General features: G+C 72.5%; 15 protein-coding genes. 10 read left to right on the top strand and 5 right to left on the bottom strand.

The genetic code is table 11. The features are described from left to right. Nucleotides 1–22: 22 nt before the first annotated feature. The 3 genes from sepH to B100_RS0116810 form a co-directional block, all read right to left on the bottom strand. Nucleotides 23–1072 carry a septation protein SepH gene (sepH, locus tag B100_RS0116820; protein ID WP_024885598.1) on the bottom strand — a complete coding sequence of 350 codons (1050 nt, stop codon included), beginning with the start codon at nt 1070–1072 and terminating at the stop codon, nt 23–25. Between the two features lie 411 nt (nt 1073–1483). Next, nucleotides 1484–2803 carry a D-arabinono-1,4-lactone oxidase gene (locus tag B100_RS0116815; RefSeq protein ID WP_024885597.1) on the bottom strand — a complete coding sequence of 440 codons (1320 nt, stop codon included), beginning with the start codon at nt 2801–2803 and terminating at the stop codon, nt 1484–1486. Next, nucleotides 2763–4001, bottom strand: a complete 1239-nt coding sequence (locus B100_RS0116810; RefSeq protein WP_024885596.1) for an MFS transporter — start codon at nt 3999–4001, stop codon at nt 2763–2765. Before B100_RS0116810 ends, B100_RS0116815 begins: the two co-directional genes overlap by 41 nt. A gap of 148 nt (nt 4002–4149) precedes the next feature. Here B100_RS0116810 and B100_RS0116805 point away from each other — a divergent pair, with 148 nt between their 5' ends. Together B100_RS0116805 and B100_RS0116800 are read left to right on the top strand one after the other, a co-directional pair. Then, nucleotides 4150–5277: a ferrochelatase gene (locus B100_RS0116805; RefSeq protein WP_024885595.1), complete on the top strand. Its 1128-nt coding sequence runs from the start codon at nt 4150–4152 to the stop codon at nt 5275–5277. 8 nt (nt 5278–5285) lie between these two features. Next, nucleotides 5286–6104 (top strand): inositol monophosphatase family protein, encoded by an 819-nt coding sequence (locus B100_RS0116800; protein ID WP_024885594.1) that lies wholly within the window; start codon nt 5286–5288, stop codon nt 6102–6104. A 728-nt stretch (nt 6105–6832) separates the two neighbouring features. Here B100_RS0116800 and B100_RS37250 read toward each other — a convergent pair. After that, nucleotides 6833–7006 carry a hypothetical protein gene (locus B100_RS37250; protein ID WP_199785258.1) on the bottom strand — a complete coding sequence of 58 codons (174 nt, stop codon included), beginning with the start codon at nt 7004–7006 and terminating at the stop codon, nt 6833–6835. 438 nt (nt 7007–7444) lie between these two features. On the opposite strand from B100_RS37250, the gene B100_RS0116790 reads away from it, so the two are divergent. The 4 genes from B100_RS0116790 (at nt 7445) to B100_RS34005 (ending at nt 11000) form a co-directional block, all read left to right on the top strand. Next, entirely contained in the window at nt 7445–8098 is a 654-nt protein-coding gene (locus tag B100_RS0116790; protein WP_003993508.1) for a response regulator transcription factor, read from the top strand. A gap of 10 nt (nt 8099–8108) precedes the next feature. Further along, the gene (locus B100_RS0116785; RefSeq protein WP_024885593.1) at nt 8109–9353 is read left to right on the top strand and encodes a sensor histidine kinase; all 1245 of its coding nucleotides are present in this window, start codon (nt 8109–8111) and stop codon (nt 9351–9353) included. A 392-nt stretch (nt 9354–9745) separates the two neighbouring features. Then, on the top strand, nt 9746–10042 hold the full coding sequence (locus B100_RS0116780) for a DUF4193 domain-containing protein (RefSeq protein WP_003993510.1): 297 nt from the start codon (nt 9746–9748) through the stop codon (nt 10040–10042). Nucleotides 10043–10055: 13 nt separating this feature from the next. Then, the gene (locus B100_RS34005; protein WP_024885592.1) at nt 10056–11000 is read left to right on the top strand and encodes a hypothetical protein; all 945 of its coding nucleotides are present in this window, start codon (nt 10056–10058) and stop codon (nt 10998–11000) included. A gap of 94 nt (nt 11001–11094) precedes the next feature. On the opposite strand, the gene B100_RS0116770 is transcribed toward B100_RS34005, so the two are convergent. Further along, on the bottom strand, nt 11095–11565 hold the full coding sequence (locus tag B100_RS0116770) for a DUF3093 domain-containing protein (RefSeq protein ID WP_024885591.1): 471 nt from the start codon (nt 11563–11565) through the stop codon (nt 11095–11097). A 92-nt stretch (nt 11566–11657) separates the two neighbouring features. On the opposite strand from B100_RS0116770, the gene B100_RS0116765 reads away from it, so the two are divergent. From B100_RS0116765 to B100_RS0116750, 4 genes are all read left to right on the top strand, one after another. Then, nucleotides 11658–12242: a PaaI family thioesterase gene (locus B100_RS0116765; protein ID WP_024885590.1), complete on the top strand. Its 585-nt coding sequence runs from the start codon at nt 11658–11660 to the stop codon at nt 12240–12242. After that, nucleotides 12239–12799 carry a dUTP diphosphatase gene (gene dut / locus B100_RS0116760; RefSeq protein ID WP_024885589.1) on the top strand — a complete coding sequence of 187 codons (561 nt, stop codon included), beginning with the start codon at nt 12239–12241 and terminating at the stop codon, nt 12797–12799. Before B100_RS0116765 ends, dut begins: the two co-directional genes overlap by 4 nt. A gap of 1 nt (nt 12800) precedes the next feature. Further along, a complete protein-coding gene (locus tag B100_RS0116755) occupies nt 12801–13556 on the top strand; it encodes a DUF3710 domain-containing protein (RefSeq protein WP_024885588.1) in 756 nt (251 codons plus the stop codon). A 291-nt stretch (nt 13557–13847) separates the two neighbouring features. Next, nucleotides 13848–14876: a S66 family peptidase gene (locus tag B100_RS0116750; RefSeq protein ID WP_024885587.1), complete on the top strand. Its 1029-nt coding sequence runs from the start codon at nt 13848–13850 to the stop codon at nt 14874–14876. The last annotated feature ends 23 nt before the right edge of the window (nt 14877–14899 follow it).

Raw genomic sequence — 14899 nt, 5'->3', positions numbered from 1 at the left:
CCGGGGCGGAGCCCCGGGAGACCTACTCCTGCTTCTTGCGGCGCGTCCCGAACACGATCTCGTCCCAGCTCGGCACCGCCGCGCGACGGCCCGGACGGACGCCGTCCGCCTCGGCCTGACGGTCGGTGGAGCCGATGAGACGGTCCCGGTGGCTTCCCACCGAACGGGGCATCAGCACGTCCGCGTACGCGGAACCCGCGGAGGCGGCGGGCGCCGGCGGCTCCTCCGCCTCGGGCTCGGACTCCGGTTCCTCGGCGGCCGGTTCGGGGGTGCGCTCCGGCACCACCAGGTCGCCGCGGAAGCTCGGCACCGCCTCCAGGAGGCTGGTCAGGGAGTCGCGTTCACCCGAGGCGGTGGCCGCGGTGGACTCCTCGGCCGGCTCGGACGCCTGCGCGGGCAGGTTCGGCCGCTCGCGGTCGCCGGGGCGGTCCAGCGGACGGTCGCGCGGCAGCCGGGCGATGCGCGGCACGAACGGGAAGCTGGGCTCTGGCGCGGCGAGGTCGTCGGACTCACCGATCAGCGAGCGCGCCTCCTCGTCGACGGCCTGGACCAGCCTGCGGGGCGGGTCGTACGTCCAGCTCGCCGAGTGCGGCTCGCCCGCGACCCGGTAGACCAGCAGTACTTCCCAGGTGCCGTCGTCGCGGCGCCAGGAGTCCCACTGGACGGTGTCCTTCTCCGCGCCGCGCAGCAGCAGCCGCTCCTGTACGGCCTCGCCCAGCGGGGGACCGGAGTTCTCCCCGGGGCGGCGGACCGGCGTCTTGCGGGCGCGCTCGGCCATGAAGGCGCGCTCGGCGAGGACGGGGCCTTCGAAGCGGCGGACCCGGTCGACGGGGATGCCGGCCATCTGGGCGACCTCTTCCGCGGTCGCACCGGCCCTTATACGGGCCTGGATGTCGCGGGGGCGGAGATGACTCTCCACCTCGATCTCGATCTGGCCGAGGCGGGGACGGTCGCCGCGCACGGCGGCGCGGAGCCGTTCGTCGATCGGAAGCGTGTACTCCGTGCTGTCCGCAGCCTTCAGCACCAGCCGTGTGCCGTCATTCGAGACGGCCACGACACGCAGTTCGGGCATGGGGACCTCCCGGGTGGTGCCTGCCGACGTCACGTGCGTCGCTGCTTCCGCTAGTCGAGTGTGGCCTGCCCGGGTGCAGCCTGCCACAACCTTGCCGAGTTGCCCGGCGTGTCGGGCGCGGGCCCTGGATCGCCGTTATGGCACGGTTACCTATTCGCAACGCTAAGTGACCAAATGCGTCACCCTGTGCAACTAGCCCCCTCCCGGCGGTCCTCCGAGGACCCGGGCACCCTGACGGGAGTCCGGACCCAGGGTTCGCCACAGTACTCCATTTGGGCCACGTGCGTGGATTGGCGCGCCGCCCGAGTTCGCGCAAGGGGCGGGACTTGGCCGTGGTTGCCCCACTCATCCGGCCCTGAACATGGGGGACTTGTGGGGAACTTCACGTAATCGCCGGAAACGGAGGCATGTCTACGCCCCCAGGACCCTCCGCAAGTAGTCGTTGCGGAACCGCCGTTCCGGATCGAGCCGTTCCCGGAGCGCGACGAACTCCTCGAAACGCGGATACACCCGTGAGAGGTACTCCGCGTCCCGTGTGTGCATCTTCCCCCAATGGGGTCGCCCCTCGTGGGCGGTGAAAATCCGCTCGGCGGCGGTGAAGTACCGCTGGTACGGCGTGCCCTTGTACATGTGGACCGCGATGTAGGCGCTCTCCCGGCCGGACGCCGTGGACAGCGCGATGTCGTCGGCCGGCGCGGTGCGCACCTCGACGGGGAAGCTGATCCGCAGCCCGGACCGGTCGACCATCGACTTCAGCTCCCGAAGCGTCTCCACGAGCGCCTCGCGCGGTACGGCGTACTCCATCTCCACGAAGCGCACCCGGCGCGGTGAGGTGAACACCTTGTAGGGGATGTCGGTGTACGTCCGCGCGGACAGCGCCCGGCTGGAGATCTGCGCGACGGCCGGAATGCTCACCGGCGCGGCGCGGCCGACCCAGTTGGCCACCTGGAAGACGCCGTTGGAGAGGAACTCGTCCTCGAACCAGCTCCGCAGGGGCGGCACGGGGCGCTCGGGGCCCGCACTGCGGTTGTTGCGCTTGGTGTTGGTGTTGCCGGTGTGCGGGAACCAGTAGAACTCGAAGTGCTCGTTCTCGGCGTGCAGCGCGTCGAACTCGGCGCACACGCGGTCGAACGTCATGGGCTCCTCGCGCGCGGTGAGCAGGAAGAGCGGCTCCACGGCGAAGGTGACCGCGGTGACGACACCCAGGGCCCCGAGGCCGATCCGGGCGGCGGCGAAGACGTCCGGATTCTCCTTCTCGGAGCAGGTGAGCACCGAGCCGTCGGCGGTGACCAGTTCCAGGCCCTTGATCTGGGCGGCGAGGGAGGCGGAGTCGCGGCCGGTGCCGTGGGTGCCGGTACTGGTGGCGCCGGAGACCGTCTGCTCCATGATGTCGCCCATGTTGGTCAGCGACAGGCCCTCCCGCGCGAGGGCCACGTTGAGCCGCTTCAGCGGGGTGCCCGCCTCGACCGTGACGGTGCCCGCCTCGCGGTCGATCCCCCGGATCCCCGTCAGCAGCTCAGGGCGGATCATCAGGCCGTCGGTGGCGGCTATGGAGGTGAAGGAGTGGCCGGTGCCGACCGCCTTCACCGGCAGCCCGTCCTCGGCGGCCCGGCGCACCGCCGCGGCCAGTTCGTCGACGGAGGCAGGCGTGACCTCCCGGGCGGGCCGGACGGAGACGGTGCCTCCCCAGTTACGCCACGTGCGGTTCCTCGTGCCCGTCGTGCTGCCCAACGAAGCCTCCCCGACCCGGTGCCGGCCGCTCGAGCCGGCGGTACCCGAGGAAACCGACCGCGACCGCGACGGCCCCGGCCACCGCCGGAACCCCGTACCCGGCGCGCGCCCCGGCCGCGTCGATCACCCAGCCACCCACGGAGGAACCGAGGGCGACCCCGACCGCGAGCCCGGTGCTCACCCAGGTCATGCCCTCGGTGAGCTGCGCGCGTGGTACGTGCTCTTCGATGAGGGACATGGTCGTGATCATCGTGGGAGCGATGGACAGACCCGCAACGAACAGCGCCACGGCCAGAAACGGCAAGTTCCCGACCAGTAGGAGTGGGATCATACTCACGGCCATGGCACAGACGCCCAGCAACCACCGGCGTTCCGGTGCCCCCGCGAAGTGCAGCAGCCCGAACACCAGCCCGGCCACGCAGGAGCCGAGGGCGTACACGGCGAGCACCACGCTGGCCGCGGCCTTGTGCCCCTCCTCCTCGGCGAAGGCCACCGTGACCACGTCGACTGCGCCGAAGATCGTCCCCGTCGCCGCGAAGGTCGCGACCAGCACCTGAAGACCCCGCGACCGCAGCGCCGAGCCGCCGCCCTGCTGCTCGCGGGGATGCGGCGCGGGCTCGGTGGCGCGCTGCGCGGTCAGCCAGAAGACGCCCACCGCCAGGAAGCAGGCCGCCAGCAGCGGGCCGGCCTCCGGGAACCAGGCCGTGGACAGGCCGATGGAGACGATCGGGCCGACGATGAAGCAGACCTCGTCCACCACCGACTCGAACGAGTACGCGGTGTGCAGCCGGGGCGTGCCCCGGTACAGGGCGGCCCAGCGCGCCCGGACCATGGCGCCCAGACTGGGCACGCAGCCGATCCCGACGCACGCGACGAACAGCACCCACTCCGGCCAGCCGTAGTGCGCGGCGAACAGCAGCACCGCCGCCGCGGACAGCGAGAGGAGCGTGGCCGGGCGCAGCACCCGGCGCTGGCCGTACCGGTCCACCAGGCGCGACACCTGCGGGCCCGCCAGCGCGGCGGAGAGCGCGATGGTGGCCGAGAGGGCGCCGGCCAGGCCGTACCGGCCGGTCACCTGGGAGATCATCGTGACCACGCCGATGCCCATCATCGACAGCGGCATCCGGCCGAGGAACCCCGCGGCGGAGAAGGCCCTGCTGCCGGGGGCGGCGAACAGGGCGCGATAGGGGCTGGGCACGGGGTTCTCCGGAAGATCAGTAAGGTGCTACCGCAGTCGATACAGCTTACTGGCGGCGTCACCCGCCTGCACCGGTGATCCGCGGCACCTCCGGCGACACCCCCCGGGCCCTGTCCCGGCTGTCGGTGCCGGGTGGGAGGATCGAGACATGTCTGACGTGCTCGATGCCAGTCCCTACGACGCCCTGCTCCTGCTCTCCTTCGGCGGCCCGGAAGGCCCGGACGACGTGGTCCCGTTCCTGGAGAACGTGACACGTGGGCGGGGCATCCCCAAGGAACGCCTCAAGGAAGTCGGACAGCACTACTTCCTGTTCGGCGGGGTCAGCCCCATCAACGACCAGAACCGGGCCCTGCTGGACGCGCTGCGCAAGGACTTCGCCGAGCACGGCCTGGACCTGCCGGTCTACTGGGGCAACCGCAACTGGGCCCCCTACCTCACCGACACCCTGCGCGACATGGTCCGTGACGGCCGGCGCCGCGTCCTGGTCCTCGCCACCAGCGCGTACGCCTCCTACTCCGGCTGCCGCCAGTACCGCGAGAACCTCGCCGACGCGCTGGCCACGCTGGAGAAGGAAGGGCTGGACCTGCCGAGGATCGACAAGCTGCGCCATTACTTCAACCACCCCGGCTTCGTCGAGCCCATGGTCGACGGGGTGATCCGGTCGCTCGCCGATCTCCCCGAGGACGTCCGGGACGGCGCGCACATCGCCTTCTGCACCCACTCCATCCCCGACGCGGCCGCGGACACCTCGGGCCCGGTCGAGGCGCACGGCGACGGCGGGGCGTACGTCGCCCAGCACCTGGACGTGGCCCGGCTGATCGCCGACGCCGTCCGCGAGCGCACCGGTGTGGACCACCCCTGGCAGCTCGTCTACCAGTCCCGCTCCGGCGCCCCGCACATCCCGTGGCTGGAGCCCGACATCTGCGACCACCTCGAGGAGCGGCACGCCGCCGGGGTCCCGGCCGTGGTGATGGCGCCCATCGGCTTCGTCTCCGACCACATGGAGGTCCTCTACGACCTCGACACCGAGGCCACGGCCAAGGCGGAGGAACTGGGCCTGCCGGTGCGGCGCTCCGCGACCGTCGGCGACGACCCCCGGTTCGCCGCGGCCGTCCGTGAGCTGATCCTGGAGCGCGCGGCCACCGAGAGCGGGCGGCAGATCACCCCGTGCGCCCTGGGCGCGCTCGGCGCCGGCCACGACCTGTGCCCGGTGGGCTGCTGCCCGGCCCGCGCCCCGCGCCCCGCCGCCGCGGGTGCCGACAGCCCTTACGCCTGAGGAGCCCCATGACCGACCCCCTGCACGCGGAACTGCTGGAGCTGGCCCGGGAGGCCGCCCGGCGCGCGGGTGAGCTGCTGCGCGACGGCCGCCCGGCCGATCTCGCGGTCGCCGCCACCAAGTCCAGCGCGGTCGACGTCGTCACCGAGATGGACATCGCCGCGGAGAAGCTGATCACCGGGCTGATCGCCGAGCGCCGCCCGGAGGACGGCGTCCTCGGCGAGGAGGGCGCCTCCACGGCCGGCAGCAGCGGCGTCCGCTGGGTCGTCGACCCCCTTGACGGCACGGTGAACTACCTGTACGGACTGCCGACCTGGGCCGTCTCGATCGCGGCCGAGCAGGACGGGGTGACCGTGGCCGGCGCGGTGTTCGCCCCGATGCGCGGCGAGGCGTACCACGCGGTGCTGGGTGGCGGGGCCTGGGTCACGGGCGCCTGGGAGGGCGAGCGGCGTCTGGCCTGCCGGCCGTCGCCGCCGCTGGACCAGGCGCTTGTCTCCACCGGCTTCAACTACGTCGCCGGGGTCCGCGACCACCAGGCCGAGGTGGCGCGCCGGCTGATCCCGCTGGTGCGGGACATCCGGCGCGGCGGTTCGGCGGCGATCGACCTGTGCGACGTGGCCGCGGGCCGGCTCGACGGCTACTTCGAGCGCGGGCTGCACCCGTGGGACCTCGCCGCGGGTGACCTCATAGCGCGGGAGGCGGGCGCCCGCACCGGCGGCCGCCACCCCGGCGGCGCGCCGTCAGGCGAGCTCGCGGTGGCGGCCTCCCCGGGCGTCTTCGACCCCCTCCTCCACCTCCTGGAGGACTTCGGCGCGTGGCACGACTGAGGGTGCCGGCCGGCTGACGGAGCGCCCCGGACACCGCCCGCACACCAAGGGGCTCCGACGCTGATCCCAGCGCCGGGGCTCCTTGGCGCGTGGGCACCGGCGGGCACCGTCCGGCGCCAACGCCCGCCGGCACCGAGCCCGGCACCCGCCGCGGAGCCGTCCGAACGGCCGGGCGGGCGGTGGTGGGTGGCCGTAGTCGGCAGCCGGCCGAGTGGCCCGGCGGATGGAGGCCAGCCCCGGGGGGCCGGTCCGGCCGCCCGGGGCTGGCCGTGCGCACGGCGCGCGCGTGGAGGCGGATCGGCGGCGAGCATGGCCGCTCGGCCGGAGTCGGTGGCTGGTCGTGGGGCTGTGCGGATGTGGCCGGTCGGCCGGTCACCGGGGGCCGGCTGCGCGCTCGGGAGGAGCTCCGGTGGCTGGTTCCGCGGTCGTCTGAGCCGTCCGGAGGGCCGACCGGGCGCCATCGGGTGGCCGGGCGGGTGCGGGAGCGGCCATGCGGACGGGTGCCCGCTCAGGGGCGGGCCCCGGCGACCGGACGTGCGGTCGGCTCGGTCGTCCGCGCGGCTGGGCGGGATGGGGTGGGCGGCCGGTCGTACTCGGCAGTCGGCCGTGTGGACGGTGTCCGGTGGGGCGGACCTGCTTCCGGCGGGCGCCCGCGCACGTGTGTGACACAGGAGCGGGCCCCGGCGGCTGGATCCGTCGGGGCCCGTCCTTGGTGCTGTGCCGGCTGGTCAGACGCTGTACGCGCCGACTTCCACGCCGTGCTCGGCGGCGAGGCGGCGCAGGTCGTCGAGTTCGCCCTGCTCCACTTCGACGAGGAAGTCGTCGCCCTCGTCGCGGGCACGCGACAGATCGGACTCGGTCGCCTTTATGCGCTGCAGAAGTCCTGCGGTGAATGCGTCCATGCTGCGCCCCCTCGTCCTGGGTCGGTGGGTCGGTGGCACGGGGGTGTGCCGTCGGAAGGGATGATCACGTCCGTGGCGGATGCCCAGCGCCGCTGGCCGGGCGGCGACGGTACCGGACATCCACGCCCGCTCTGCGGAAGCGGACCGTGTGCACCGCATGGTGGTGCGGTACGTGCAGAGCGTGATCGCGGGATGTAAAACCCGTCCTCCCCAAGCTCCCTCCCGCGGAAACCTCACCGCGCGAGAAATTCTCGTATTCCCGCCCCGTTCGCCCGCAGGTTCCCCGGCCCCGGGCTGCCGGGCACCCCCTGGCCCGGCCGCCTTACAGCCGACTTACGGTCGAAAAGGGCAGGATGGAGGCAACACACCCACCCGTACCCCTGCCCGAGTGCGCGCTCTCGAAGGCCGCCGGGCCGGTCATGAGGAAGGACAAGCGACGTGCGTGTACTCGTCGTCGAGGACGAGCAACTGCTCGCCGATGCGGTGGCCACCGGACTGCGCCGGGAGGCCATGGCCGTCGACGTCGTGTACGACGGCGCGGCCGCCCTGGAGCGCATCGGCGTCAACGACTACGACGTGGTCGTGCTCGACCGCGACCTCCCCCTCGTGCACGGCGACGACGTCTGCCGCAAGATCGTCGAGCTCGGCATGCCGACCCGCGTGCTGATGCTCACCGCCTCCGGCGACGTCAGCGACCGCGTCGAGGGCCTGGAGATCGGCGCCGACGACTACCTCCCCAAGCCCTTCGCGTTCAGCGAGCTGATCGCCCGCGTGCGGGCCCTCGGCCGGCGTACGAGCGTCCCCCTGCCGCCCGTCCTGGAGCGGGCCGGGATCAAGCTCGACCCCAACCGCCGCGAGGTCTTCCGCGACGGCAAGGAGGTGCAGCTCGCACCGAAGGAGTTCGCCGTGCTCGAGGTCCTCATGCGCAGCGAGGGCGCCGTGGTCTCCGCGGAGCAGTTGCTGGAGAAGGCCTGGGACGAGAACACCGACCCGTTCACCAACGTGGTGCGGGTGACCGTCATGACCCTGCGCCGCAAGCTGGGCGAGCCGCCGGTCATCGTGACCGTGCCCGGCTCCGGATACCGGATCTGATCAACTGACCATGGCTGCCACCCCCGCGCCCCCCACGGCGCCCCCCAAGCCCACCTGGGACCCTCGGTCGCCCACCCCGCTGCCCTGGCTGCGTCCCACCATCCGCATACGGCTCACGCTGCTGTACGGCGGCATGTTCCTGATCGCCGGCATCCTGCTGCTGTCGATCATCTACCTGCTCGCCGCGCAGGCCCTGCGCACCGGCAGCCAGCCGCTGTTCAAGATCGTCGACTTCGACGGCCTCAAGGTCTCCAGCAACGACTGTCCGGGCATCGCCGACGGCAACCTCTCGCTGTCCGAGTTCAACTCCGCGATCAGCGAGTGCATCGACCACCAGCGCCAGGGCGCCCTGGACAACCTGCTCAGCCGCTCCCTGCTGGCCCTGCTCGGCCTAGCCGTCATCGCGTTCGCCTTCGGCTACGCCATGGCGGGCCGGGTGCTGTCGCCGCTGGGCCGCATCACCCGCACCGCCCGCGCGGTGGCCGGCTCGGACCTCTCCCGCCGGATCGAGCTGGACGGCCCGGACGACGAGCTGAAGGAGCTGGCCGACACGTTCGACGACATGCTGGAGCGCCTCCAGCGCGCGTTCACGGCCCAGCAGCGCTTCGTGGGCAACGCCTCCCACGAGCTGCGCACCCCGCTGGCGATCAACCGCACGCTGCTCGAGGTGCACCTCTCCGACCCCCAGGCGCCGGTGGAGCTCCAGCAGCTCGGCAAGACGCTGCTGGCCACCAACGAGCGCAGCGAACAGCTCGTCGAGGGTCTGCTGCTGCTCGCCCGCAGCGACAACCAGATCGTCGAGCGGGGCCCCGTCGACCTCGCCGAGGTGGCCGGGCAGGCCATCGACCAGGTGACCACGGAGGCGGACGCCCGGCACGTGGCGATCCGCAGCAGCCGCCGCCCGGCGGTCGTCCAGGGCAACGGCGTGCTGCTGGAGCGGATCGCCCTGAACCTGGTGCAGAACGCGGTGCGGTACAACGTGCCGGAGGACGGCTGGGTGGAGGTCACCACCGAGGTCCAGCACGGGCAGGCGATCCTCGTGGTGTCCAACACGGGCCCGGTCGTCCCCGCGTACGAGATCGAGAACCTCTTCGAGCCGTTCCGCAGGCTGCGCACCGAGCGGACGGGCAGCGACAAGGGCGTGGGACTCGGTCTGTCCATCGTGCGGTCGGTCGCCCGGGCGCACGGCGGACACATCTACGCCCAGCCGAGAGAGGGAGGCGGCCTCGTGATGCGTGTCACCCTGCCGATCTGACATCATGCCGCGTCCCCGACATGTGTTCGCTCTGCGCGGAATTTTCGAGTCGCTCCGCAATCGAATTCATGTGTGATCGATCACAGACGCGCCGATTCGGCCATCTACTCTCCGTGATCATGAGTGCCGCTGTAAGGCCGGAAAAGTCCCGGTTTTCAGGGGCCCTCATCACGGGAAGTACACGGTGAGGTGCCTTTGAAGTGCGGCATCGGGACCGTGTACGGTCCCCTTCGCCATCCAAGCCGATCACTCGTGAGGAGTCCGGTTGGGTGTCGATTGAGTAACAGACCTTGATGTGAGGCAAAATCTCCGCCTCAGGTCGGGCACAAGTCCGGCCTCTCACGCGTTACGTGCGCTGGAGACACCGCATACACCCAGAGGGGGAGAGCGACATGGCTACCGACTACGACACTCCACGCAAGACCGACGACGACGTCGACTCGGACAGCTTGGAAGAGCTGAAGGCCCGGCGGAACGACAAGTCGGCCTCGGCCGTGGATGTCGACGAGTTCGAGGCCGCGGAAGGCCTGGAACTGCCCGGTGCGGACCTCTCGAACGAAGAGCTGGCCGTCCGGGTCCTGCCCAAGCAGCAGGACGAGTTCACCTGCATGAGCTGCTTCCTGGTGCACCACCGCAGCCAGCTGGCCCGCGAGAAGAACGGCCAGCCGATCTGCCGCGACTGCGACTGAGGCGGGGTCGGCCGTGACTGGCTCGACCCCACCGCGGAAGCGCCGCTTCTTCTCGAAGGGAGCGGACCAAGGGTCCTCCGAGGACCCACAGCACGACACGCGTGACCGAGAGCGAGGCTGGACCGGATCCGGGTCGGCCTCGCTCGAAGCGCCGGCCGGCCGGGGTGACCTCCCGGCGTCCCTGGAGGTCACCGCGCCCGTGGCGCGCAGACGTGCCGCCGTCGTCCGTGACAAGGCCCGGGAAGGCGTCCGCAAGGGCGGCGCCCGCGCCCGCGCGGCGTTGGCGCACCTCGCCGACCGGATCATCGACATCGCCCCGCGCGTGCCCGTACGGGACCTCGCGACACTGCGGGAGCAGTTCCCCGGGCTCGGGCCCGAGGAGCTCGCCGACAAGCTCGTGGCGGGCGCCGCGAAGGCCACCGCGACGGTCGGGGCCGGAGTCGGCGCGGCGGCCATGATGCCCGTACCGCCCGCGATGCCGACGGAACTGGCGGCGGAGATCACCGGCGTCGCCGCGATCGAGCTGAAGCTCATCGCCGAACTGCACGAGGTCTACGGCGTACGCCCGGCGGGCGGCCTGGCCCAGCGCAGCACCGTCTACCTCAACTCCTGGTCGCAGGAGCGGGGAGTCGAGGCGACCAAGCCGTCCACCGTGAGCGCGGCGCTGAACAGCCGCATGAAGCGCGAGCTGCGCCAGCGGATCATGAAGCGCACGGTACGCAACCTGCCGAACCTGATGCCGTTCCTCGTGGGGGCGGCCGTGGGCGCCGTCATGAACCGGCGCGACACCAGAAAGCTCGCCACCCGCATCCGTGACGACCTGCGCAAGATCCAGGTGTCCTGGGACGCGCTGCCCGCGCTTCCGGCGCTGCAGCACCCCCACGACGTCCTGCCCGAGGACGCCCTGAAGGAGCTGGGCGGCCGTCCCCGGAAGGACGACGGGCACTCCGCCCCCTAAGGCCTCCCCCGTGCGGGCGACATCCCGTGCGCGCCGCCCTCCCGCCCGCACGGCCCTCCCGTGCGCGCGGCGCCCCTTCTGTACGCGCGGGCGCCTACGAGGCGTCCGCCGCGTCCTTCGCCGCCCGGAGCGCCTGCGTCAGCCGCTCGGGCTCGCGGGTCGACAGGAAGACGTAGGGCGTGGGGTCCGCCGGGTCCGTGACGTCCACGCGCAGCGCACCGGGAATGTACGCGCGCAGCAGCATGAAGGCGCGCGGGTCGGCCTTGGGGCCGCGCCAGGCGCGGGCCTCCTCCGCGTCCAGGATCTCCGCGGTGCCGAGCGCCGCCACCGGGATCTTCGCGTCGCCCGCGATCAGATGACCGTTCACGACGCGGATCCGCACCGAGCCGTACGCGCTCACCACGACCGCCGCCGCGGCGGTGCCGCCGGCCAGCCCGGCCAGCATCGGCAGGGTGCCGAACGGCAGCATGATCAGCGCGAGGGAGAACCCGGCCAGGAGGGACAGGAACCACCAGGAGCGGGGCGCGGTGAGACGTTCTTCGTACGGGGCGGCGGAGAGCTGCATGAACCCAAGCTTGGCACGCTCCCCGCGGGCGTCCGGCTCCAGGGCGGGCGCGTGCGGAGCACCCACAGGGCGGGCGGGTAAGGTTCGCGCCTGTGAGTGGTAATTCCGCAGCTCTTCAGCCCCCCGCCGACGCCGTACCGCCCGTCCGCCACCCCGACGCCCCCGCACCCGGTGAGCTCCTGGGCGCGCACTACGGGCAGTGCTTCGGATGCGGCGACGAGCAGCCGCACGGGCTGCACCTCGAGGCGCGCGCCGGTGAAGGCGTGTCGATCACCGCCGAGTTCACCGTGCAGCCCGCCCACCAGGGCGCCCCCGGTCTCGCCCACGGCGGCGTGCTGGCCACCGCCCTGGACGAGGCGCTCGGCTCGCTCAACTGGCTGCTGCGCACGATCGCGGTGACCGGCCGGCTGGAGACCGACTTCGTGCAGCCCGTGCCGGTCGGCACCGTGCTGCATCTGGAGGCGGAGGTGACGGCCGTGGCGGGACGCAAGATCTACTGCACCGCCACCGGGCGGATCGGCGGCCCCGAGGGCCCCGTCGCCGTCCGCGCGGACGCGCTGTTCATCGAGGTCAAGGTCGACCACTTCATCGACCACGGCCGGCAGGAGGAGATCCAGGCCGCCATGGAGGATCCCGACCAGGTCCGCCGGGCCCGCGCCTTCGAGGTGAACCCGTGAGCGAGCCGGCCGGCGGCGCACTCGAGGTGCGGATCCGGCGCGACGACCCGGACGTACCGCTTCCGGCGTACGAGCACCCGGGCGACGCGGGGGCCGATCTGCGCACCACCGAGGCGTGCGTGCTGGAGCCCGGTGAGCGGGCCGTGCTGCCCACCGGGGTGTCTGTCGCGCTCCCCGAGGGGTACGCGGCCTTCGTGCACCCGCGATCCGGTCTCGCCGCCCGCTGTGGCGTCGCCCTGGTGAATGCCCCGGGGACGATTGATGCCGGGTACCGTGGGGAGATCAAGGTGATCGTGGTGAATCTCGACCCGCGCGAGACCGTGCGGTTCGAGCGCTTCGACCGGATTGCCCAACTGGTCGTGCAGAAGGTCGAGAGGGTGCGCTTCGTGTCGGTCGCGGAGCTTCCTGTCTCGGCCAGGGCCGAGGGGGGCTTCGGATCCACCGGCGGCCATGCCGCGGTGGAAGGTAAGAGCGGCACAAGCGTTCAGGCCGCCGTGGGCGGTGCAGCGGGTGGGAATCGATACGCTTCGGTCGTATCCGACCGGGAAGGACAGTGACGTGTTCGGACGTCGCAAGAAGACGGATGCCGCCGACGGTGCGGCCGGCGAGGCCGAGCAGGTCGTCGACGGTGTCGACGCTGAGGCGGGCGGGGAGGCCGGGCGGCTGAGGCTCGAGCCCGCGCCGCGGCCCGACGGGCCCTGGGACAGCTCCGAGGTCCGCGAACCCGGCGAGGGCCGGGTCGATCTGGGCGGCCTGTTCGTGCCCGGTGTGGACGGCATGGAACTGCGCGTGGAGGTCGCGGGTGACGCGATCGTCGCGGCGACCGTCGTGCTGCGCGACAGCGCCGTCCAGCTGCAGGCCTTCGCCGCGCCCAAGCGTGAGGGCATCTGGGGTGAGGTGCGCGAGGAGATCGCGACCGGCATCACCCAGCAGGGCGGCATCATCGACGAGGTCGAGGGCCCGCTCGGCTGGGAGCTGCGCGCCCAGGTCCCGGTGCAGCTGCCGGACGGCACCGGCGGCTTCCAGGTCGTGCGGTTCGTCGGCGTGGACGGCCCCCGCTGGTTCCTGCGCGGTGTGATCTCCGGTCAGGGCGCGGTGCAGCCGCAGGCCGCCGGACTGCTGGAGCAGATCTTCCGGGACACCGTGGTGGTGCGCGGTGAGGGCCCGATGGCCCCGCGCGACCCGATCGTCCTGCAGCTGCCGAACGACGCGCAGATGGTCCCCGAGAACGTGCAGCAGGACGAGGGCGGCTCCCGCTTCGCCGGCGGCATGAGCCGCCTCCAGCGTGGCCCGGAGATCACCGAGGTCCGCTGAACCCGCGCCGGAGCGGGTGCGGTGCCGCTCGCTCCGGCCCCGCCCCCTTCGGCCGTCCTCCGGCCCCGGTCGCTCACGACCGGCCTCCGGCCCCGGTCGCTCACGACCGGCCCTCCGGTCCCGGCTCCCTCCGGCTGGCCCGCGGAGCCCCCGGCCGGCCACTCCCCGTGGGTGCCGGGGCGGAAGTCCGGCCGCAGGGGCCGCCGTGGTTCAACTCGGCTGCGTCGACCAGGTGGTTCGGTGGCGAAATCCGCTGTCGGCGCGTGTGGGCGTTGTGTCAGGATCCGGCGCATGTCAGTTCGCTACCCGCGCCCCCTGCGCCCCGGTGACCGTGTGGGTGTGACCGCTCCGTCGAGCGGTGTCCCGAAGCCCCTGCTCGCGCGGCTGGACGTCGCCCTCCATGACCTGCGCGCACGCGGCTACGAGGTCGTCGTCGGGGAGTGCCTGGACGGCTCCGGGCACGTCGGCGCCCCGGCCGCCGACCGTGCGCGCGAGCTGACGGCGATGCTGACCGACCCCGCCATCAAGGCCGTCGTGCCGCCGTGGGGCGGGGAGACCGCCATCGACCTGATCCCGCTGCTCGACTGGGACCGGCTGCGTGAGGCGGAGCCGACCTGGCTCGTCGGCTTCTCCGACCTCTCGACCCTGATGACCCCGCTGACGCTGCTCACCGGCACGGCGACGTTGCACGGCAACAATCTGATGGACACGCCCTATCGCGTGCCCGAGGGCCTGCTGTCGTGGCTCGACGTCGTCGCCGCCCCCGCGGGTCACCGGTTCACGCAGACCCCGCCCGGCCGCCACCGGACCGTCGGCTTCGACGACTTCGCCGCCTTCCCCGACGTACGGGAGTACACGCTCGACGCGCGGGGCACCTGGACCCGGCTCGACGGCGACGGCCCCGTGGAGGCCGAGGGCAGGCTGATCGGTGGGTGTGTCGAGACGCTGTGCAACCTCGCGGGCACGCCGTACCTCGACGTCTCGGCCTTCGCCCGCGACGAGGCGCCGGAAGGGCTCCTCGTGTACGTGGAGGCCGCCGAGGACAACGCCTACACCATCTGCCGGAACCTGCACGGCATGCGGCTGGCCGGGTTCTTCGACCACGCCAACGCGATCCTCGTCGGCCGGACCGGCGCGCCGGACGGTGCCTCCCTCAGCCAGCACGAGGCCGTCCTCGACGCGCTCGGCTCCCTGGGCGTGCCGATCATCGCGGACGTCGAGTGCGGCCACGTCCCGCCCTACATGCCGATCGTCAACGGGGCCCGTGGCCGCGTCGTGCAAGCGCCGGGGCGCAGCGAGCTGACGCAGACGTTGGGCTGACGTCGACGGCACCGGCCGTACTC

Source organism: Streptomyces sp. CNH189 (assembly GCF_000527195.1).
Note: the sequence above shows the minus strand (reverse complement) of the source record. Positions and strands in the feature narration are given on the sequence as shown.

Coding starts and splice junctions, on each gene's coding strand:
- B100_RS0116780 (WP_003993510.1), top strand. CDS start 9,746: ATGGCTACCGACTACGACACTCCACGCAAGACCGACGACGACGTCGAC.
- B100_RS0116805 (WP_024885595.1), top strand. CDS start 4,150: ATGTCTGACGTGCTCGATGCCAGTCCCTACGACGCCCTGCTCCTGCTC.
- sepH (WP_024885598.1), bottom strand. CDS start 1,072: ATGCCCGAACTGCGTGTCGTGGCCGTCTCGAATGACGGCACACGGCTG.
- B100_RS0116770 (WP_024885591.1), bottom strand. CDS start 11,565: ATGCAGCTCTCCGCCGCCCCGTACGAAGAACGTCTCACCGCGCCCCGC.
- B100_RS0116750 (WP_024885587.1), top strand. CDS start 13,848: ATGTCAGTTCGCTACCCGCGCCCCCTGCGCCCCGGTGACCGTGTGGGT.
- B100_RS0116785 (WP_024885593.1), top strand. CDS start 8,109: ATGGCTGCCACCCCCGCGCCCCCCACGGCGCCCCCCAAGCCCACCTGG.
- B100_RS0116800 (WP_024885594.1), top strand. CDS start 5,286: ATGACCGACCCCCTGCACGCGGAACTGCTGGAGCTGGCCCGGGAGGCC.
- B100_RS37250 (WP_199785258.1), bottom strand. CDS start 7,006: ATGGACGCATTCACCGCAGGACTTCTGCAGCGCATAAAGGCGACCGAG.